The sequence below is a fragment of the Cyclobacterium roseum genome (genome assembly GCF_010119225.1).
Lineage (GTDB): Bacteria > Bacteroidota > Bacteroidia > Cytophagales > Cyclobacteriaceae > Cyclobacterium > Cyclobacterium roseum.
In genome coordinates this window covers 276,586-297,843 of sequence record NZ_WNKF01000006.1, presented here as the reverse complement: position 1 = coordinate 297,843, position 21,258 = coordinate 276,586, and the positions used below count along the sequence as shown (strand labels likewise).

Here is a 21,258-nt window from a genome sequence, read left to right as displayed (position 1 = left end):
TAGTGCGATTTAAGTTCCTAAAACGGCTTGTATATAGGCAGACGGATCCATTAGATTCCCGGCGACGGTCATTGCTATCCGCATGACCCACTCCGCCCCGAAACCTATTCCCAAAGAAAGGATGGATAGAAAAACCACCGAAGCCAGCATCGCTCGCTTTTTTAGGGGTTTTAACTCATCAAAATATTTGATGTGCTCTTTCTTGGGTAATACCTGTGGATCTTTCCAAAACACCTCCGACCATAGTTTGGCAATGATGAATAAGGTAAGGAAACTTCCCAATAGTATGAAGCCAATCAATAAAATATTGGACGAGTTCATGGCACCCTGGATGAGCAAGAGCTTCCCCCAGAAACCCGATAGGGGAGGAATACCAACCAACGAAAACAACGGAATAGCCATCAGGAGACTCATCAGTGGCTGTTCTTTGTAAAAGCCACCCAGTAGCCGCATGGAATAGGTGCCCTTGATTTTGAAAACCAAACCGCTAACCATGAATAAATTGGTTTTAACCACAATGTCATGAACCAGATAAAATACGGCTCCTGCAAGGGCAAGGGTACTGTATATACCAAGACCGGCCAACATAAATCCGATATGGCAGATGATCAGGTAGCTGAATACTTTTCGGATATTATTTTGCATCAAGGCACCGACTCCTCCCGAGAAAATAGTCAACATGGCCATAACGGTAATGACCGTGGTAAGAAATGTGTCTGGGACAAATATCAGTGTAAACACCCGTAGCATGGCATACACTCCTACTTTTGTAAGCAACCCACCGAATATAGCCGATATAGCCGGTGGTGGCGTGTGATAGGATGCCGGTAGCCAAAAATAGAGGGGGAAAACGGCCGATTTGATTCCAAAACCCACCAGAAATAAGATAGCGGTTACGTTAACCAAGCCCCGGTTTTCCACCTTTGCCACTTGTAGGGAAAGATCGGCCATGTTGAGACTTCCGGTCAGCCCATAGAGGATGGCAATTGCCGTGAGAAAAACTACCGATGCCAACAGATTCATGGCTACGTATTTGATCGCCCCTTCTAACTGAGCCTTCTCCCCACCAATGGTGATCAGTACAAAGGATGAAATGATGATGATTTCAAACCATACATATAGATTAAAAATATCTCCTGTCAGGAAAGCACCACTAAGTCCCATGATCAATAAATGGAGTATGGGGAAATAACCGAATCTGACCCGCGCATTGCGGATGCTGCCGACGGAAAACACACTTACGGCAAGGCCGGAAATAGCGGTGAGTAAAACCAACAAGGCACTAAAGGTATCGGCTACAAAGGTGATCCCAAAAGGAGCGATCCAACCGCCCGCCTGCATGGTTTGGATCCCCTCCTGATTGACTTTTATCAAAAGCAAAATACTGATCAGTAGGGCAATAAGAGACCCAACAACAGAAATCAGCTTTTGCAGGTTTTTGTTGGTCCAGGAAAACATCAATGTTACGGCAACAAAAAGCTGGAAAATGACCGGTAAAACAATATAGGGGTTGCTCATAAATCTTCGTCGGTTGCGTACATTTCGTCCAGATCGTCTGTTTTTACTACTTTATAGGCCCTTTTTATCAATATAATGGCAAAAGCCTGCAGGCCAAAACTGATAACAATAGCCGTTAGAATGAGTGCCTGAGGTACCGGGTCTGCATAGATTTCACCCAACATCTTCTCGTTTGGGCCTATGATAGGGGGCTTTCCCTTCACGATCTTTCCCAGTAAAAAGATGAGTAAGTTGGCACCGTTACCAAGCAAAATCAACCCAATAATTAATTTAACCAGGCTGCGCCTCAGCATCATGTAGATACCTGCGGCATATAATAAACCTATGATAATTACCAATAATAGTTCCATACTTAAAGCCCTTCAGATATGGTGAAAATAATGGTGAGGGTGACCCCGATCACTACCAGATACACGCCTGTGTCAAAAAACAAGGCAGTACCGACCGTACCGATAACCGGAACGGGCTGATCCATCCACAGTCCGGTCATAAAGGTTTCGCCTGTAAATAAAGGCAGACTGCCTGCCAGCAGGGCCAGTGCCAAACCAACCGGCATCAAAAATCCGGGATGGAATTTTACGATATTTTTCGTGTTTTCGACTCCGTTGGCAAAGGAATGGATCACAAAAGCAATGGAAGCCATCAACCCGCCAACAAATCCACCCCCTGGAAGATAATGGCCCCTAAGCAGAATAAATACTGAAAAGAGTAATAACAGCGGAAGCAGGTAGACGGAAGCAGATTTGAATATGATTGTCTTCATAGGTTATTCTTTTTCGGTACTTCTAAGGTGTAATTTCAACAGGCCAAAAACGCCGATTGCGGCAATGGCCAAAACGGTGATTTCCACCATGGTATCAAATCCCCTGAAATCGACCAGTATGACGTTTACTACATTTTTACCCTTGCCCAGAATGTAGGCGTTTTCTGCGTAATATTCACTCGTTTCCTTACTTAGGGATTCACTCATCACTTCCAAAGCCAATATACTAATCAGGGCACCAAAGATGAGTGACAATAATCCATCCCGAATCCGTACCCGGGTATCGGATAGCTTTAGGTATTTGGGCAGGTTATAAAGGACCAACACAAATAAAATGACCGTCAGGGTATCGATGGAAAATTGAGTCATGGCCAAATCCGGTGCTGAATAGAACAGGAAAATCAGGCAAAAAGAATACCCTACCACTCCCAGCGAAGCGACGGCTGCCAGCCTGGATTTGGAGAAAACCGTAAATAGTATGGCGACGGCCATGACCAGTAAAACCACCGCCTCGTAGAAGGTGACTTCGGTCATTACGTCCGTATTGATCAGCAAGTCTACTCCTATAAACAAGCGGTAGGCCAGCAAAAGTGAAAGAAAACCAAGAATGGTGATCAGGTAATAGCGCAAATACCCGTTTTGGAAAAAACCCGTCCATCCTTTTCCCGCGAGCGCAAATCCCCGGGATATGCCCATGATGAGCGATTGCGGAGAAAGCCGGTCGAAAGTACTTACTTTTTTCAGCAGGCTTTCGGAAGGTTTTAGAAAGAAATACAGCAGCGTTCCCGATCCGATGGTGATCAGACTCAGAAGAAAGATCAAATTGAAACCATGCCATAACTGCAAATGGAAATCGGGAGTAGTACCCGTGAGGCTGCTCACCGCCGGCTTGATCAACCCTCCTTCCAATACCCCGGGAAACAATCCAAAAAGGATACCCAAGCTGGCAAGGATTAAGGGCGGAACATACATGGAAGGGGCTGGCAGATGAACATTTTTAAATTTTTCAGGCAGTTTGCCTAAAAATGGTTTGATGCCCGCTACGAAACCAGCCACCAACAAGGCCACATTGGTAAGGATGGCCAGGCAGGTTAAGAGCCAGGCCAAATTTCCCATTCCCAGTGTCGCTTCGTAAATCAGGTCCTTTCCTACAAATCCAAAGGAGGGGGGAATCCCCGCATTGGATAGAGCTGCCAGCATGGCTGCGATTCCTACCGGCAGCATGACCTTATTCAAGCCCCCTAGCTGCGTCACATCCCGCGTGCCGGTTTCGTGATCAATAATGCCCGTAACGAGGAACAGGGTGGCTTTGTAAAGCGCATGAACCAAGATGAAAATCGAGGCAGCCAGTAAGGCATCGGGGGAACCCAGGCCGATGAGAAAAACCAGGATTCCCAGCGCAGAAATGGTCGAGTAAGCCAGAATTCCTTTTAAATCAATACGGAAAAGGGCATGGATGGCGGCGTATACCATGGTAAGCGCTCCAACGATGATCAACGTTCCGTTCCACCATTCGTGACTCCCTAAAACGGGGGTAAATCGCGCCAAAAGGTAGACTCCGGCTTTTACCATGGTGGCAGAGTGCAGGTATGTCGAAACGGGAGTAGGTGCCTTCATGGCCCCCGGTAACCAAAAATGAAAGGGAAATTGGGCGGATTTGGTAAAGGCCGCTATAAATAAAAAGAATAAGACCCAGCCGTACAGCGAATGGTCTTTGATGGCATCAGCCATTGGAGCCATAGCCGAAATCTGGTAGGCATCGGTTATCTGTCCCAGTCCGACCATGGCGGCCAATAGAAACAAGCCTCCGAAACCGGTAATAGCCAACGCAGTCAGGGCCGATTTTCGGGAATCCTTCTTATCGTTATTAAATCCGATCAGAAAGAAGGAACTGATACTGGTTAGCTCCCAAAATAAGAAAAGGGTGTAGATATTGTCAGAAAGGACCAGCCCCAGCATGGAAGCCATGAATAAAGACAAGTAAGCATAAAACCGATCCAGGTAGTGGTGGCCCTTCAGGTAGGCAGAAGTATAGACAAAAACCAAGGTGCCTACCCCACTGATCAATAAAACAAACAACAGGGACAAACCGTCCAGGTAGAAATCCAGATTGATTCCCAGGGAAGGGACCCATTGGTAACTGGGTTTTATGGGATTGCCAGCTAGTAGTTCTGGAATCTTGGAAAGGAAGTATATAAATAGGGTTAAGGGCAACAATGCCACCCATAGCGTTGAAATGGATTTTAGCCGACCGAGGATAATAGGTATGAGTAATGCAAAAATAAATCCCGAGATTACTGCGGTTAACATCAGCGCTGGTTTATGGAGGTTGATTTTCGAAAGCCTAAAATACAAAAAAACTTGGATAGGACAGCCTACTGGCATGTGAATCTAAGTTCGACCCTAGAGAAGGTGGAGTAATATCCTGATTGTAAGTAAAATAAATAAAAAACCCTTTGGTCTGCGTAAAATTTAAGATGATATAGGTGTATAGAAAGAAAAAAATGTGCATTTTTGAGTAATTCGAAAGATTAAAATTAATCCCATTTATCATGGCAAACATTTACGAGACTGAAGTTGCGAAGCGCTTTACGATCTATAACAGTCTGTTTTTAGACCTTCCCTTTGACCAAATATACAGAACGGGCACCCTGTTACCCATTTTATCTGAAGCTTGCCAAAATGGCTTTCAGAAAAACAAATCCCCAAAGGAAATTATTCAACAGTTTTTTGAGGAGCTGATGGCGGACAAACCTGAAGCCGACCGGCACGATCTTCTCTTTAAAATGGTACAATACATTGAGCGGCAGGTGGTGTTGTTTGATTCCATAGAGGATGCTGCTTACGAAAAATTTAATGATATCAGGGGAAAAGGCACCATGACGGCGCTTATTTCCAGAGCCGAAAACGATCACAAGCGGGAGGAGTTGATCGAAAAGCTGAAGAACTTCTCCGTTCGGCTGACCCTTACCGCTCACCCTACCCAGTTTTACCCGGGAAATGTGTTGGCGATCATTACCGATTTGGAACAGGCCATCCGTAAAAACGACCTGGGCGACATTGACCTGCTGTTAAGGCAATTGGGAAAAACGGCCTTTATTAACAAAGAGAAACCCTCTCCCTACGAAGAGGCTGTAAGTTTGACCTGGTTTTTGGAATACGTATTTTATCCGAGCATTTCGGATATCATGATTCGGATCCTTAACCAATTGAATATTCCACTGCACGATTGGGAAAACCCCAACCTGCTGAAGGTGGGATTCTGGCCGGGAGGAGACCGGGACGGAAACCCCTATGTGACCCATGACATTACCAAAAAAGTAGCCGACAAGCTTCAAAACAGCATTTTGAAGTGTTTCTATAGAGATATTCGAAAAGTAAGGAGAAGGCTTACCTTTCACAACGTGGAAAGTCACCTGATCAAGGCGGAAAGGGGGATTTACAACACCCTGTTTAGCGGAGGCGGGGAAATGTTCCACTCCAAAGACGACCTGCTGGAGGTGCTTTATCAGGCGAGAAAGGGAATCATCGAAGACCATGGAGGACTTTCTCTGGAATTGCTGGATGAGTTTATCCTGAAAGTGCGGGTTTTTGGCTTCCATTTCGCCAGCATGGATGTGCGGCAGGACAGCAGAAAGCACGACAGCTTATGGGATGCCATCATTGGTGAAAAAGAAGGGGAATCAGGCTTGAAATCCTACCACGAAGGAGATGAGGAAAGCAAGATCCAAAAAGTGCTCGGCACTTCCAAGTTACCTGCGATAGATACATTGGAAGACCCTTTTCACAGGGAAATGCTGCAGAGCATCGAATCCATCGCCTACATACAAAAAAGCAACGGCCCGATGGGTTGTCACCGGTATATCATCTCCAATAACCAATCGGTGCTTCATATCATGGAGGTTTTCCAGCTTAATAAACTGCTCCTTGCCAGAGGAGGTGATTTGTTTTTGGATATTGTTCCCTTATTCGAGACCATCGATGATTTGGCCGCAGCACCGGGGGTGATGAGATCCTTATACCACAATAAAATATACAGGGATCATTTAAAGCACCGTGGAGACAAGCAAACGATCATGCTTGGCTTTTCCGATGGTACCAAAGACGGCGGATACATCCGGGCCAACTGGTCCATTTTACGAGCCAAGGAAGAATTGACCCTTGTGGCCAGAGAGGAAGGAATTGATGTGGTCTTCTTTGACGGCAGGGGAGGGCCACCCGCACGAGGTGGTGGAAACACCCATAATTTCTATGCCTCGCTGGGACCAAACGTGGAAAACCGGGAAATCCAGATTACCATACAGGGACAAACCATCAGTGCCAATTATGGCAAACCGGTAAGCTGCTCCTATAACCTGGAGCAACTCCTAAGTGCAGGAATGGAAAGTCACCTGTATCCTTCCAGCGAAAATAGTCTGACGGAAACGCAGAAGGAGCTGATCGAAGAAATGGCAGATATCAGTTACAATGCTTATAAGGAACTAAAGAATCATGCCCAATTCGTCCCTTACCTGGAAAAAGTCACTCCGCTGAAGTTTTTCGGTATGACCAATATCGGCTCCCGGCCTGTGAAAAGGAGCAAAGGTGGCAGCATGAAATTTGAAGACCTGCGGGCCATCCCATTTGTAGGTGCCTGGGCGCAGATGAAGCAGAATATTCCCGGATTCTTCGGTGTAGGAAAGGCCATCGAGGAAATGGAGAAAAGAGGAAAATTGAAAGAGGTGCAGCAACTGTACAAGGATTCCTTGTTTTTCCGGTCCTTGCTGGGGAATTCCATGCAATCGCTGGCCAAGGCCTTTTACCCTGCCACGGCTTACCTGAAGGAAGACGAGCAATTTGGAGGTTTTTGGGATCTAATGTACGGGGAGTATCAACTTTCCTACGAAAAGATCTTGAAAGTAGCCGGTATGAACAGCCTGCTGGAGGATAGTCCTCTAAGTAAGGAATCAATCGGTATTCGTGAAAAAATCGTATTGCCGCTGATTACCATTCAGCAATATGCGATACAAACCATCCTGGAGAAAGGCAAAGAAGATACGGCTTTACAGAAGCTGATTTTACGAACCATGTTTGGTATCATCAATGCGGCAAGAAACGCTGCCTGATTCACCCATTCAGCATACGTTAACAGCCTATGGAAGCAATTCCGTAGGTTGTTTTTTTTTACCATATAAGGCATATAAGTGCATATAAGTATGTCTGGATTCCCTTCTATGTTCTTATATCTCTTATATGGTTCCTTTTTAAGCCATATAAGGTATTTAAGTGCATACAAGTATATTCGCACTCCCTTCTATGTTCTTATATCTCTTATATGGTTGAATTTTTTAAATCCTATAAGGCATATAAGTGCCTGTAAGTATGTATGCGCTCCCTTTTATGTCCTTAAATCCCTTATATGGTTCCACTTTTTAAACCTTTTAAGTGCGTGTAAGCTGTTTATGCCCTACCTTCACCTCCATGCTATTGGTTACCTGTGCGGTCATACGCAATTCACAAAACCAGATTCTGGCGGTGCAACGGTCCGAAAAGATGCGCATGCCCCTCAAATGGGAATTTCCCGGTGGAAAAGTGGAAGCGGGAGAAACCGAGGAAGAAGCCCTGATCCGGGAAATTCAGGAGGAACTGGGGCTGAACATCCAACTGGAAAAAAGAATGCAGCCCGTGCGCCACGATTACGGGGACCTTGCCATTTGCCTCGTGCCCTTTTGGGCCAGGATCGCTGCTGAAGCGCCACGGCTGACGGAGCATACGGCTTATCGCTGGATGCTGCCAGAGCAGCTGCTGGACCTGGACTGGGCAGCAGCAGATATACCAATAGTAAGACAGATTCAGGAAGCAAAGGCTTGGTTTTTTTAAGGAAAAATAGGTAACTTTTACATCGGTACCAACAAACCTCAACCAAACCCCCGTCCCATGGATCCCTACACTTCTTTCCAAATTCCTTCCGGAGATCGTCCCAAGTACACGGGCAAAAAACTGGTCATGCTTTCCCCTGACGCCAGTATGAAAAAGATCGATGAAGAAGCCTCAGGAGCGGCCCTTCGGCTGGCCCCCTCCAGTGCCTATCGTAGCCACGAGGAAGATTACCAGAAAGCCTTTACAGAAGGAGACGGAATCGTATTCGAGAAATTCAGGGTAGCCGTAATCAACGCCAACCACGACGAGCAGATCAAATCCCTGCTCTACTCTCAAAGAAGTTTTCAATACGAGGAACCCGAACGCTATTTGTATGCCCTGGAAGAAACTCGTAGGACTAACTTCCTGTGGCAATTGATTTGCCGCATCTTTGGAATAAAAAAAGATCCTCCCGGTGCTAATCCGGGACCGGCACCCAAAGACCCGCCTCCTGTAGCCCCTCCCGTTTTTGAAAATACCGCAGAAGCTTACTGGGGTTTAAATGCCCTCGGGGCCTTGCCGGGTTCCTTTACCGGCAAAGGGGTAAAGGTAGCGGTGCTGGATACCGGCATGTACCTGGACCACCCGGATTTTGCGGGAAGAGAGGTCGTGGCGAAATCCTTTATACAGGGAGAAACGGTGGATGATGCGCATGGCCACGGTACCCACTGCGCCGGTATCGCCGTCGGAGGAGTTCGGGGTAGCAGCGGCATCCGCTACGGGACCGCCTCGGATGCTGGCTTGTACATAGGGAAGGTGCTTTCCAATGAGGGGGTAGGCAGTGATAGTGGTATCCTGGCAGGAATGGAATGGGCTGTGTCAGAGGGCTGCAGCCTGATCTCCATGTCCCTGGGTGCTTCGGTAGAGGAAGACAGCCGCTATTCCAATATCTACAACGAACTTGCCGGCACGGCTATGGATATGGGTACCCTGATTATCGCCGCAGCAGGAAACGACAGCCGGCGCAGTCAGGGACTGATCCGGGCGGTCAATCATCCGGGCAACTGTCCCAATATCATGGCCGTAGGGGCCTTGGACCGCCGTTCGAATGTGGCCGATTTTTCCTGTGGGGGGTTGAACCCCGATGGAGGGCTGGTAGACATTGCCGGGCCCGGAGTAGAAATATTCAGTTCCTGGAAACTTCCCCAGGAATATGCCATCATCAGCGGTACCAGCATGGCGACCCCCTTTGTGGCGGGTGTGGCGGCGCAGTTGCGGGAAGCCTTTCCCGAAGCTACTGCCCGCGAAATCTGGGACAAGCTGGTAGCCCGGGCCAGGCCCTTGCCCCTTCCCGGACGCGATGTAGGGGCCGGTCTGGTACAATCTCCTCAGCAAAACGAGTAACAGCCATGAAGCGAAACTTTATCGCATCTATCGAGCGCGGATCGGAGCCCCAAATAGAGCAGATCGCAAAAGGCCTGCAGGACAGGGGTTGCACCATCCATCGCGTTTTAAAGCTTGCTGGCATTATCAGCGGTTGCAGTTCCGGAAAGGAAAAGGACCTACAGGAACTCAAAATCAAGGGCATCCGGCATATCGAAGAAGACCGGCAGGTCCGGGCTTTGGGAGGGGAGGAGTAATCCCGGCGATGGGTTTATTTGGCTGTTTCGTGTCGAAACGGGTACCCCGGGCCATAGACCCCTTCCGCAGGCAGGTTCATTGTTAGTTTTCGACGACACAAAAAAAGATCACGAACCTAAATTTGAATATTTTTCGTTAATTTGATGGACTTAAATTGGATTTAATATGGAAAGTAATAAGCTAGATAAAGCGGAAAATATATTTCGGATGGTTAAGAATTTGAGTGCAGATGTAAAGCTCGAAATAATAAGCAAGATCACTAATTCTCTAAAAGGGGCAAAAAAAGAGGTGAAGGATGATTCCTGGAAGAAGTTATTTGGTGCATGGGAATCTGAAGAAAGTGCTGAAGAAATCATAGAAGAGATTAGAGCAAGTAGGCATACTAACAGGCAGGTCGAGGATTTGTAATGGATTATTTGCTAGACACCAATATCTGTATCTATTTTCTTAAAGGTAGATATGGCCTCGTTGATAAAATAGAAAGATTGGGATTCGAAAATTTTTTTATTTCCGAAATTACTGTTGCAGAATTAAAATACGGGGTTGAAAAAAGTACCAATCCAGACAAGAATAGACCAGTAATTAACGAATTGATTGACAGCTTTAAACAGCTGCCAATTTATGGAGCGCTTGATATTTACGCCAAGGAAAAAGCAAGACTCAAAAAAAAGGGAAATATCGTAGATGACCTGGACCTATTTATTGGTGCAACAGCGATTGAAAATAATATGGTATTAGTGACTAATAATGAAAAGCATTTTGATCGTCTCCAAAATATAAAAATTGAAAACTGGACGAAATAGTAAATTACCGCCGAGATCAATGCAAACAGGTTATTAGGCATCTACTTGTTGTTCAATCACGGCAGCCATACGGAACTAAACGGTAGACGGATAGGTTGCCACCATCAAAGGCCAAACCCCAACATTAGATTGGAGCCAGCAGGTGGACTCCGGTAAAAAAAATAGAATATAGATTGGCCAGTAAAGAAAGCAGCTCTGGAATTGCCCACCGGATCCATGCCCTGACCTTTATACTGTCTTCCCTTGTGGCATTGATTTTTATTCAATTAAAATTTAGTTATGAGACCATTTTTTGTGGATCGGACCTACTTCTTCCAGACAGATAACATTCATAAAGTATTGATTGGATGGTACAAGGGGCCAAATGGTAGGAGGAGGCGCCTTTCTGGGACAAGCGCTGCAGGCTAGTAACCACTCGGGTTTTTGGCGAGACTGCTTCTTACCCTCCCTGAAGCCTGTTAAATTGATGCAGGTTTTATTGATAAGGTTTGCTTTCTCGCCTGCCGGATTTCACGGTCGTGCTGCTTGCCATATGCCGTATGCGAAAAAAAGAGCACCTCCCTATACCGAAAGGGCATGGTAAATGAAAACAGAAGTTGGCCTCAATGGGATTTTATCTATATTTAGGGAGTTTTCGCATAGGTCCATAAAAGGTAACTAACTGCAATGGCTGCGGTTAGCCACTAGTGATGTTGCATTTAAAACCAATAAAATTGACCAGACTATCAAAAACATTTTTCATTTTCATTTTAGTGAGCCTAGCGACTGCTTGCGGAAATTCAGAAACTGAATCAAATGAACCACAGAATTCAGAAACCACAAACATAGAGATTCCGGATCGTCTGGGTTTCACCTTTTCTCCAGACAGGTCACCAATTTGGATTTACGATCATAACAAAAGTCTTCTACAACAAAACAGAAAAGTTGACTCCGATACGCTTCAACCACAGGTACTGGTCGACCTAATCAATTCAACAAAAGGAGGTGATACAGTCCGACTTGAACTTAAAGGAATTTCGAACGATACGGTGTTTCTAAAAATCCATAATAGCGAAATACTGACTCAACAAATGGGATCAGCAGGGGCAGACGATTATCTTTCTACGGCCACATTCACCTTGACCGAATTAGAAAAGGTGAAATATGTGAACTTCGACTTTGAGGTTGGTGATCATGCTTCACCAGGAACCTACAGTAGAGAATACTATATTGATCGACATGAAAGAAATGAAAAATTAAAAACGCCACAACAAATAAACGCAAGTCGGCACTAACCCTGCTCTGATAGACGGAGAAGCTTTTCGTTTCTTTGCAACACCAAGGACGAAGCCGCTCTGAGTCTTATTCAAACTGTTGACAACAAGCAAAAAAAGAATAAATAGGTATAATTTTAAAAGGAACGATGAAAATCAACGTAAGATACACCATTTTGGTACTATTCTCAGCAGTACTTTTTAGTTGTGAAAATGAAGAAATTCCTTCAAATACACTTTTTGTGAAGGAGATAAGTGATCCTACATTTTATAAAGATTTGTTCGAATATGAAAATGGCTACCTGGTAAAATTCAACAGACTTTTTGGTGAACGGATTGAAACCACTACTCAGTTTCAATATTCAGGCCACCAATTATCGAGAGTTGAAATAAAAAGAGATCAAGGCTTGGAACAGATTATTGAGTTATCTTATGGAGAGAATGGTTTAAGAAAAGAAGAAAAGGCGACGACGAAGCAAAATGGTGATATCACAGAAATCAGAGTTGGGTTATTTAGCTATGAAGATGGAATGATTAAGTCTATCAAGTATTCTTATGAGGGTGTCGATCATAAAGCAACAGAAACCGTATTCGAGTGGATCAATGGCAATATTACTCAGATGGATTTTTATTTAATTGATGGTGAATACACTTATCTGACGAGCAGTAGAACGATGACTTATGATGATAAAAGGAATTTTTCTAACCAAGATATAGGCTTTATTTACAGGGTAATGAGCGGGGAGGAAACCATTGTTTCAAAAAATAATGTAATAGAGGAATTTGAAGATGTCGGGGATTTAATTATTAACAGAGGAAGATACAACTTCACGTATAACAATGAAGGATATCCGATTGGATATATCCAGACAGTTGGTTCGCAAGAATATAACCCTGTTCAAATAAACTATAAATGATTAAGCCTGATAGTGGTGAATGGCAATTGTTTGGGCAAGACTCCAAAACAAGCTTCATGGAATGATGTTGGATATTTATTCGAGACTACTAATGCCTATACCATACTGATCCGCAACACTCACGGTTGCCTAACCAAACTTTTTTCTCCTTACGCGCCCTTTCCTGATGACATTTTACGCGCTTTTCGATGACTAAGTAAAGTTGTTCTAATTCGCTGAAATGATGATAAAAATGGCTACAAAATTACAATGGAAATGGAAAGGCCTGGTGCTTGCCAGCCTGATTAGTGTTAGCTGTGATACCGAAGACATAGACCCTAAACCTCAGGGCGAGGTGACGCTCTCTTCTCCTACAGTCGAACCGGACGGAAGCCTGTCTCTCAATGCCACCGCAGGGTTTGAAGTCGAAATTACCGGTCTGGACGGCAACCCCTCTCTTCTTTACGAATGGTCCCTGGCAGCCGGCAGGGGCACATTGATCGTGGAAAATCAAGAAACGGGCCACCAAACCCAGACTTCCGCACCCTCGGTGACGGTGCGGGGCGATGACCTGGGAAATGAGTCCCTACGGGTAAAGGTCTTGAATGAAGCCACCGGACGTTTGCTGGGAGAAGATCTGTTATCCTTCCAAATTACCGAAGCAGTGGGCTGCTACAGTGAATTAACCATTTTTTATCGAAACAATGACTGGGGTAATCCGGCCATGGCAGGCATCGGCATGGAATCCGGTAACGTAAAAACACTACAGCTTTCTCCGGAGAATTGGCTTATGGACATCTCACCGAACGGGCAGTGGTTTCTCCGACAAGATTTTTCAGACCTGCGAAATTACACGATATGGCTGGAAGCCTGCGATGGATCCGGAAGTACGCTTCTGGCAGAAGGACCTCAACTCGAGCGCCCCACTTTCGGCCCAACTGGCCAATACGTGTATTTTTCCGAACGGATCAGTTACCCCGAGCAAACGCAGGATCCGCGCGCAAGGGAATTGGTCCGGGTGGATATCGAAACCGGGGAGAAGGCGTTTATTTCTGAATTCAGGGTCTTTTCCAGTGAACCCAGGGTCTCACCAGATGGAAATTGGATCGCATTTGAACATTCCGAATCCACATTTAATCCCAACGGAACCTATGCAGGTAGCATCACCCATCTAGCTGTCATGCCCGTTGAGGGGGGAGCCCCCCGGTTTCTTGTCCCTATTGAATCAAACGACCTGGCTGGATATGACTGGTCTCCGGATTCCGAACACTTGATTTTCAATTGGCACAAACAAAGTGGCAGTTCCGATACGCATACTAATGGAATTTACAGGATCAGTCGTGACGGGGGCGCTGCGCCTTCCCTGATTTTTGCAGAACCGGAGGGGAGTGGCAGACCCATTTACTATGCCGATGGAACCCGAATCGCTTTTCATGGCCATCCTGCCGGAGAAAGTACCCAGTTTGGTATTTGGAGCATCGATGCCAGTGGAGGCGACTTGCAGCGGCTGAGCACGAATAGGTATAACGGATTTTTGCAGTTTATCTGGGAACCTTAAGACCGGCAAGCAGACAACGATAGCCGTACATAATCCCTCCGCTATCAGTAGGATGGAATGATTGGATGAATGGCCTTTCAACGCCGTTCATCCAATTTTCACATAGCAGGTGATATCAATGGTTCCCCCACATCCCCTGCCTGGAAAAAATGGGTGTGGGATAGGCGATATATTTTATTCCTACTTATCCCATTGCATTAATCCCCATTCGATGCTTAGTCGCCAATGAAATTTACCGGCCACCGGATGACCGTTTTGAAAAGTGAAAATAAGGCGGCATATTCAGGATCAAAACGCCTGCAATATGAACCCAATACCTATCTTCCTCTTTCTTATCCTGATTTCACTGCCTTGTTTTGGCCAAAGTTCCCTTGTTATCGACGATACCCACAAGACCGAAGCGATCGTCGAGACCATTCCCATCGATTCCGTTTGGGCAGGGCATCCGGTAGGCTTTTCCCTGCTTACCCATAAGGACAGACAGTATATCGCCTATTACAATGCCAACCGCAACATGGTCGTGGGCCAGCGAAACCTTAGCGATCCGGAATTTGACCTGCACGTAATGCCAGCCACTTCCCGGGAAACGCATGGGGGTACCAGTACCGTACTGGGCTGGGATAGTCATAATTCGGTGACCCTCGGCATCGACAAGGAAGGATTCATCCACCTGTCGGGAAACATGCACGTCCATCCCATCACCTATTTCCGCAGCACTAAGCCAAACGATATTTCCACCCTGAAGCAGCACATGGAAATGGTGGGCGAAAATGAAAAAAGGGCCACCTACCCGCATTTTATGAACACCAAAGAGGGCGAGCTGCTTTTTCATTACCGGGATGGAGGCAGTGGAAATGGTAACGAGATCTACAACATTTACAACTGCGCCGCTAAAGAATGGACCCGCCTGCTGGACACCCCGCTGACGGACGGGCAGGGCGATATGAACGCCTACCAGAGCCAGCCCACCCTGCTGAAGGACGGCTGGTACCATGTCTACTGGGTTTGGCGCGACACCCCCGATTGCTCCACCAATCATGACCTTTCCTATATGAAAAGTCCGGACTTGAAAAATTGGTACAATGCTTTCGGAGAACAGATCGCCATGCCTGCCACCCTTGACAACAAGTCCCTGATTGTGGATCCCATTCCAGTGAAAGGAGGGATCATAAACCTGGCCGCCCGGATGCTGCTGGATGAAAACAATCTGCCCGTTTTCGCCTATCACAAGTACGGCTCCGAAGGCAACCTGCAGTTTTACACGGCTCAATTGAAAGCCAATGGCTGGAATTACCGGCAGATTACTGACTGGGATTACCGCTGGGAATTTTCCGGGAACGGCAGCATTAACAGTGAAGTACGCATCAAGGACTTTAAGAAGCGGGCTGATGGGTATTATGAATTGGGATACTGGCATATCAAGCACGGTCATGGTACGATCCTGTTGAACGATAATTTTGAAAATGTAGGGAAGGTATTGAAACCCACACCCTTTGACGAGCAACTGGAGGTAGCAGGCACTTTCCCCGGGCTGGAAGTGCGAACCGGTGGGGATATCGGGCAGGCTCCGGAAAAGGGTGTTCGGTATGTATTGAAATGGGAAACGCTGAACCGGAACCGCGACCGCCCCCGGGAAAAACCCTGGCCAGCACCCAGTCAGCTGTATCTATACAAACTAAAGCAAAGCGAGTAAAGCCGGAGGGGTACTTGCCAGGTACCCCGGAGGACTTCTGAACCCAAGCATCCGGCCTCGGAACCCCGGCACTTCGATCCGAAAATGCAACGATACGCCTCCGACATGCACGCGTGAATAAAATGGATTCACGCCCGCACCATTTAGATAAAACGTTCGACCTAAAAGGTGCAACAGGCTGCCAAAGACTGTCAATGATTAGCCTCCGAATCGAAGCGTTGCAGATAAAAAACTGACAGGCCGAGTTCTGAACTCCATGAGTGGACCTCAGAAGTACCCTTTTTTTTGAAAAATGAAAAAAATCCGGTAAAAATGGCAGTCCGGAATTTTGTTGTAACGAAAAGCAGTCCGTTTTTGGTGAAAAAGGGCACTTTTTAGGATCAAAATCCGAGTTCCGAATCGGAACGTTGAATTAATTATATTCAAGCCTGTCAGTTTTTGGTCGACGCGTGTCAGTTTCTGGTTAGACCTTGCAGGTAAGAAGTGAAAGCGAGCAGGTCAGAAGTCCACAACTGGGGTTCGGAGGTCCCTGTCAGGGCTTAGGGAGTACCCCGGCCGTAGAAAAATCAGTGCCATCAGCTGTTAACCAATGGGTTGCACGATATTTTTACACCAGTTTTAGACTTACTTGTCACCATAGATTAGGAGGTTTGAAAGTTATTGCGAACGTTCCAGTATCATTTAATAGATACAATTTTAGTTCGTTGCATTTGAGGAGGAAGTTGATTAGTGCGAAAGCAATGAAGGAAAAATAATTTCGTGAAAGGTCCTTCCTCCTACCTCTATTCATTTATTGATTTTGGTCCAGCTCGATCTTTTTTATTTCCAACCGAAAATCCTCTGCCTTTTTATTTCCTATCAAAAATCGTATTTCCTGGATGGTATCGGCAGAAAAGTTGGGCAAATCCAGTTTTTCCCCACGAAATACCGGTTCCATTTCATTCAAGGTAATCTCCACCGTTTCCCAGTCCCCGGTGGTTTGGAAAGTGTATATATACGAAGCTTTGTCTTTTAAACTGGATTTCATCCTAAATTGATAGGCCTTTCCATCCCCCTTCAATAAAATAAGCGCTTTTTTATAGCCTTTAATGGTTTTTGTGGAAAAATGATATTGCAGGGAGGCAAAGCCACCGTTGTTTTCCAGAGAGACCGTTCCTTTAAAAATAGCATTACCCTCAGGGCTTCTTTCAAGCTTACTACTGGAATTACCCCCCATCACCCCATCGTTCTCTATTTCCCAAGCCGACCAGTCATCGGAAGCACTGAAATCAAATAAAAGTAATTTGCTCACCATCATTGCCATTAATACAAGTTGCCACATTTTTTCTTTCAAAGTTAAGGTATATTCCAGTAAATCAAGATCATTAGGCAGGAATCCATGCAAATCCGGCAACAGCGGGGCATAAAACTCGGAGAGAAAATTTCAAAAAAAATGAAGGAAAAGGGAATTCTGTTATGACCGGTATCAATTACCTTTGAATTTATGGCCTTTTTTCTTATATTAATTTTAATCGTTTTAATAAAAAATCATAACTAATAAAGAATCATAGCTAAATCTTGCTTTTACGAATGCTTTAAAATCATTTCTTACCCACCCGCCAGGATATGGATCTCTATGAATTACAATTATCGAATCCGAAACTTTTTCCGCAGTTTTCTGTAAAAGACACGCTGGTTTTATATTACACATGCCCCCAGCGAGATGAGATAATTCAGCTCTACTCCAAGCATATCCAGATCCTTTTTACATTAAGCGGGAAACGGATTCAAAAACATGGTGATCAAATATGGGAACACAGCACTGGAAAAGGTGAATTGGTAAAAAGATGTGCTTTTTTACAGGAACTACCTGCCGATTATAGTGGATGGGATACATTGGTATTCTATGTAAAAGATAAATACCTCCGGTTTATATTTGAGGAGTTCAGATCCTATTTATCCCTGACTGATTTACCTGAACCAGGTAAGGAAATAATCGAAACATTTGAGATAGACGATCAGATCAGGAGTTGTTATGCCAGCTTCCTCCCCTACTTTGGGAATAATAAACCCATACCGGAGAGTGTTCTTGAAAATAAGTTCAAAGAATTACTTTTTAATATTTTCTCCAACCCAAAGAACAAACATATCCTCGCCTATATCCTGAAAATTGTAGATCGCTATCAAACTCCAATTTGGGAAGTGATGGAAGGGAACTATTGGTACGATTTAAAAATGCAGGATTTTGCCAACCTTTCCAACAGAAGTTTGTCCACATTTAAGCGAGACTTTAAAAAGCACTACCAAACCACCCCTGGAAAATGGCTTACAAATCGTCGCCTTCAAAGAGCAAAAGCTTTTTTGGAGACCACCGATAAAACAATTGGCCAGGTAGTCTATGAATGCGGATTTGAAAATATATCCCATTTCAGCAGGGTTTTCAAGAAAAAATTCAATATCTCTCCTTCAGCGTTTCAGAAGCAAGGGCCCAATAAGTAAAGATTCTGAACTTTTCGGAAAAGCCTCGAAATCGGAGAGCGTGGACGGCTAAGCAAAGATTTTGATCTTCTGAGAAAAGCCTGTATATCATTGATTTATTAAATTACAGATTGAAAAGGTAACCAATCATTGGGAGTTCCTGCCCAAGATCAACGTGGATAATATCAACTAGTGATTGCTATTATATAGAGTGGTAGGTGATAGATACATTCCTACTATTCAGAATGGTTGATCCATAATCCAGGGAGTTTCATTCCAAATGAAAGTTTCGAAGAACAGGCTTTCCTTGATCATTCAAAGGTAGACTTGTCAGCGTCCAATAAATAATTTACAAACAATATCAAACCAGTATAACTATGAAATCTACAATATCCATCAACCGGTTGGAAGAAAAACTAAACGGAGAGATCATCCTTCCAACGGATGACAATTACGACGAGGTACGTGCCATTTACAATGGCATGATCGACAAATATCCTTTAATCATGGTGAAATGCAAAAACAAGGATGATGTAATTACATCGGTAAATTATGCCCGGGAAGAAGGTATAGAAGTATCCATTCGCGGTGGGGGACACAGCGGCCCGGGCCTTGCACTGGTAGATGAGGGATTGGTGATCGATCTTTCCCCTATGAAAAGCATCCGGGTAAATGCCGAAAATAAAACAGTCCGAGTGGAGCCCGGCTGTACCTGGGGAGAAGTGGATGCCGCCACGCATGAGTTCGGTCTGGCAACGGTGAGCGGGGTCAATTCTACGACCGGTGTGGCAGGACTGACACTTGGCGGCGGCCACGGATACCTCACCCGTAAATATGGCCTCACCATTGACAATCTCATCAGCGCTGAGGTAGTGCTTGCCAATGGAAAAATTGTACACGCAAATGAAAAGGAAAACGCAGATCTATTTTGGGCATTGCGCGGTGGGGGCGGCAATTTTGGAGTCGTAACTTCATTTGAATACCGGCTTCATCCCGTGAAAAATGTAATTGCAGGACCCATGTTTTGGCCCATTGATCAGCTTGAAACCACCATGAAGTGGTACCGCGACTGGCTGCCTGAAATGCCGGATGATCTGTATGCTTTTTATCTTATAGCCGAAGTGGCTGCAGCTGACCCTTTTCCGGAAGAGATTCACGGTGAAAAAGTGTGCGGCCTGTTGTGGAGCTTTACCGGCCCGAAGGACCAGTTTGAAGGATATGTGCAGCAGGCCCGTGATGTAGCTGAGCCGCTGTTTGAATTTACCGGAGAAATGCCTTATCCCGCCCTTCAATCCATGTTCGATAGCTTCTATCCCACCGGTCACCAGTGGTATTGGAAAGGTGATTTTGTCAAAGAACTAACTGATGAAGCCATTCAAGAACACCTGAAATTTGCCGAAGTCCCTACTCCTCTATCTACCATGCACCTATACCCGGTAGACGGTGCCGTGCACAAGGTTGGAAAGGATGAAGCGGCCTGGAATAAACGGGATGCACAATGGTCGATGGTGATCGTGGGTGTAGATCCCGATCCAGAAAATGCTGAAAAAATCAAAAAATGGGCCCGGAATTACTGGGAAGCCGTGCACCCTCATACGCTTGGCGGATCCTATGTCAATTTTATGATGGAAGAAGGGCAGGATCGTGTTGAGGCATCATATGGAGATAATTACGAACGCCTTCAGAAAGTTAAAGTCAAATATGATCCGGATAACTTTTTTCACATCAACCAGAACATCAATCCGGGGTGACCCATAATAAGGATATGGATATGATCATAAAAACAGGAATTGCAAAGTCACTTCTCACTGTACTAATAATCATTACAGTCAATTTGGGGCAAGGTGCAGCTCAGTCAGCAGATTGCATTTCTGATATTTACACTGCAGAAATCAACGATACGTCGCTTCACTACATAGAATGCGGTGAAGGAGAACCGATGGTATTGGTGCACGGGACCCTGGGAGATTACAGATCATGGATTGGTCAAATGCAAGCTTTATCGCAGAATTACAAAGTGATTTCCTATAGCCGGCGTTACCACTATCCAAATCCCTGGCCCGAAGATGCTTCAGATTTTTCGGTAAACATTCATGCAGAAGACCTTGCCGCTTTCATACAGTCATTAGATCTGGGTAAAGTCCATCTGGTTGGTCATTCGTATGGAGCGTTTACTTCGCTGATGGTAGCCCGGGATTATCCGGAACTTGTTCGTAGTTTGACACTGGGTGAACCGCCTGTAACGCCTTTACTAAACTCGACATCTCATGGTGAATCTGTTCTTCAGAACTTTTTGAAAAATGCAATAACACCCTCTCACAATGCCTTTCAGAATGGCGAAATAGAAGAGGGAGTTCGGCTCTTTATCAACGGTGTTCTGGGAGAAGGCGCATACGGAAATCTTCCGACTGACACTCATATTTCTATGCTGGAAAACGCACGGGAATTGATGGGGGAAATGAATGGTATTAATACTAAAGATGAAGATTCTTCCCCGTTTTTTACGTGCAATGAAGCGGGACAAATGATAATGCCGGTCCTGTTAGTGGAGGGAGAAAGCAGTCCCGAAATGTTTGGTTTAATTCATGATCACCTGGAGCGGTGCTTCCAGGACGTTGATCGAGCTTTCATTCCAGACGCTTCACACGATTTAAAAATTCAGGAACCTGTGTTTGGCGACATTGTTGTAGCACATTTACAAAATCTTAAAATGCAGTCTAAATGAAAAGGATTACCCCACTTATATAACACAGAGATGAGTTATTAGAAAATTGGCAAAAAGCCAGAAGTCGTGAGCCGCTAAATAAAATTGAACCGTTAGATCAAAATTTAATAGTT

The 21,258-nt window shown here is 45.2% G+C and carries 18 protein-coding genes; 13 read left to right on the top strand and 5 right to left on the bottom strand.

The genetic code is table 11. From position 1 onward, the window contains the following. Positions 1-9 precede the first annotated feature (9 nt). The 4 genes from GJQ68_RS11300 to GJQ68_RS11285 are packed head-to-tail and all read right to left on the bottom strand — an operon-like array spanning position 10 to position 4,591. Positions 10-1,518: a proton-conducting transporter transmembrane domain-containing protein gene (locus GJQ68_RS11300; RefSeq protein ID WP_162417381.1), complete on the bottom strand. Its 1,509-nt coding sequence runs from the start codon at positions 1,516-1,518 to the stop codon at positions 10-12. Continuing rightward, the gene (locus GJQ68_RS11295) at positions 1,515-1,868 is read right to left on the bottom strand and encodes a Na+/H+ antiporter subunit C (RefSeq protein ID WP_162417380.1); all 354 of its coding nucleotides are present in this window, start codon (positions 1,866-1,868) and stop codon (positions 1,515-1,517) included. Before GJQ68_RS11295 ends, GJQ68_RS11300 begins: the two co-directional genes overlap by 4 nt. Before the next feature lie 2 nt (positions 1,869-1,870). Continuing rightward, a complete protein-coding gene (locus tag GJQ68_RS11290; protein ID WP_162344291.1) occupies positions 1,871-2,281 on the bottom strand; it encodes a Na+/H+ antiporter subunit B in 411 nt (136 codons plus the stop codon). Between the two features lie 3 nt (positions 2,282-2,284). Further along, a complete protein-coding gene (locus GJQ68_RS11285) occupies positions 2,285-4,591 on the bottom strand; it encodes a putative monovalent cation/H+ antiporter subunit A (RefSeq protein WP_162417379.1) in 2,307 nt (768 codons plus the stop codon). A 242-nt stretch (positions 4,592-4,833) separates the two neighbouring features. Between GJQ68_RS11285 and GJQ68_RS11280 the strand changes: the two genes are divergently transcribed. The 10 genes from GJQ68_RS11280 (at position 4,834) to GJQ68_RS11235 (ending at position 15,963) form a co-directional block, all read left to right on the top strand. Next, the gene (locus GJQ68_RS11280; RefSeq protein ID WP_162417378.1) at positions 4,834-7,386 is read left to right on the top strand and encodes a phosphoenolpyruvate carboxylase; all 2,553 of its coding nucleotides are present in this window, start codon (positions 4,834-4,836) and stop codon (positions 7,384-7,386) included. A 319-nt stretch (positions 7,387-7,705) separates the two neighbouring features. Next, positions 7,706-8,140 carry a (deoxy)nucleoside triphosphate pyrophosphohydrolase gene (locus GJQ68_RS11275; protein WP_202927920.1) on the top strand — a complete coding sequence of 145 codons (435 nt, stop codon included), beginning with the start codon at positions 7,706-7,708 and terminating at the stop codon, positions 8,138-8,140. A gap of 57 nt (positions 8,141-8,197) precedes the next feature. Further along, positions 8,198-9,523, top strand: a complete 1,326-nt coding sequence (locus GJQ68_RS11270; RefSeq protein ID WP_162417377.1) for a S8 family serine peptidase — start codon at positions 8,198-8,200, stop codon at positions 9,521-9,523. A gap of 5 nt (positions 9,524-9,528) precedes the next feature. Further along, positions 9,529-9,759, top strand: coding sequence for a hypothetical protein (locus GJQ68_RS11265; RefSeq protein WP_162417376.1), 231 nt, complete (start codon positions 9,529-9,531; stop codon positions 9,757-9,759). 166 nt (positions 9,760-9,925) lie between these two features. Beyond that, positions 9,926-10,168, top strand: a complete 243-nt coding sequence (locus GJQ68_RS11260; RefSeq protein WP_162417375.1) for a hypothetical protein — start codon at positions 9,926-9,928, stop codon at positions 10,166-10,168. Then, on the top strand, positions 10,168-10,563 hold the full coding sequence (vapC, locus tag GJQ68_RS11255) for a type II toxin-antitoxin system tRNA(fMet)-specific endonuclease VapC (protein WP_162417374.1): 396 nt from the start codon (positions 10,168-10,170) through the stop codon (positions 10,561-10,563). Before GJQ68_RS11260 ends, vapC begins: the two co-directional genes overlap by 1 nt. A 713-nt stretch (positions 10,564-11,276) precedes the next feature. Then, on the top strand, positions 11,277-11,837 hold the full coding sequence (locus GJQ68_RS11250; protein ID WP_162417373.1) for a hypothetical protein: 561 nt from the start codon (positions 11,277-11,279) through the stop codon (positions 11,835-11,837). Positions 11,838-11,965: 128 nt separating this feature from the next. Next, a complete protein-coding gene (locus GJQ68_RS11245) occupies positions 11,966-12,733 on the top strand; it encodes a hypothetical protein (RefSeq protein ID WP_162417372.1) in 768 nt (255 codons plus the stop codon). Between the two features lie 232 nt (positions 12,734-12,965). Then, a complete protein-coding gene (locus GJQ68_RS11240; protein ID WP_162417371.1) occupies positions 12,966-14,270 on the top strand; it encodes a TolB family protein in 1,305 nt (434 codons plus the stop codon). A gap of 304 nt (positions 14,271-14,574) precedes the next feature. Beyond that, complete coding sequence (locus tag GJQ68_RS11235) at positions 14,575-15,963, top strand: BNR repeat-containing protein (protein WP_162417370.1); 1,389 nt, start codon at positions 14,575-14,577, stop codon at positions 15,961-15,963. A 790-nt stretch (positions 15,964-16,753) separates the two neighbouring features. On the opposite strand, the gene GJQ68_RS11230 is transcribed toward GJQ68_RS11235, so the two are convergent. Next, positions 16,754-17,284, bottom strand: coding sequence for a CIA30 family protein (locus tag GJQ68_RS11230; RefSeq protein ID WP_202927919.1), 531 nt, complete (start codon positions 17,282-17,284; stop codon positions 16,754-16,756). Positions 17,285-17,568: 284 nt separating this feature from the next. Between GJQ68_RS11230 and GJQ68_RS11225 the strand changes: the two genes are divergently transcribed. The 3 genes from GJQ68_RS11225 to GJQ68_RS11215 all read left to right on the top strand — a co-directional run bounded on the left by GJQ68_RS11225 (position 17,569) and on the right by GJQ68_RS11215 (position 21,145). Next, complete coding sequence (locus GJQ68_RS11225; protein WP_162417368.1) at positions 17,569-18,441, top strand: helix-turn-helix domain-containing protein; 873 nt, start codon at positions 17,569-17,571, stop codon at positions 18,439-18,441. 356 nt (positions 18,442-18,797) lie between these two features. Next, entirely contained in the window at positions 18,798-20,171 is a 1,374-nt protein-coding gene (locus GJQ68_RS11220) for an FAD-binding oxidoreductase (protein WP_202927918.1), read from the top strand. Between the two features lie 20 nt (positions 20,172-20,191). After that, on the top strand, positions 20,192-21,145 hold the full coding sequence (locus GJQ68_RS11215; protein ID WP_162417367.1) for an alpha/beta fold hydrolase: 954 nt from the start codon (positions 20,192-20,194) through the stop codon (positions 21,143-21,145). The last annotated feature ends 113 nt before the right edge of the window (positions 21,146-21,258 follow it).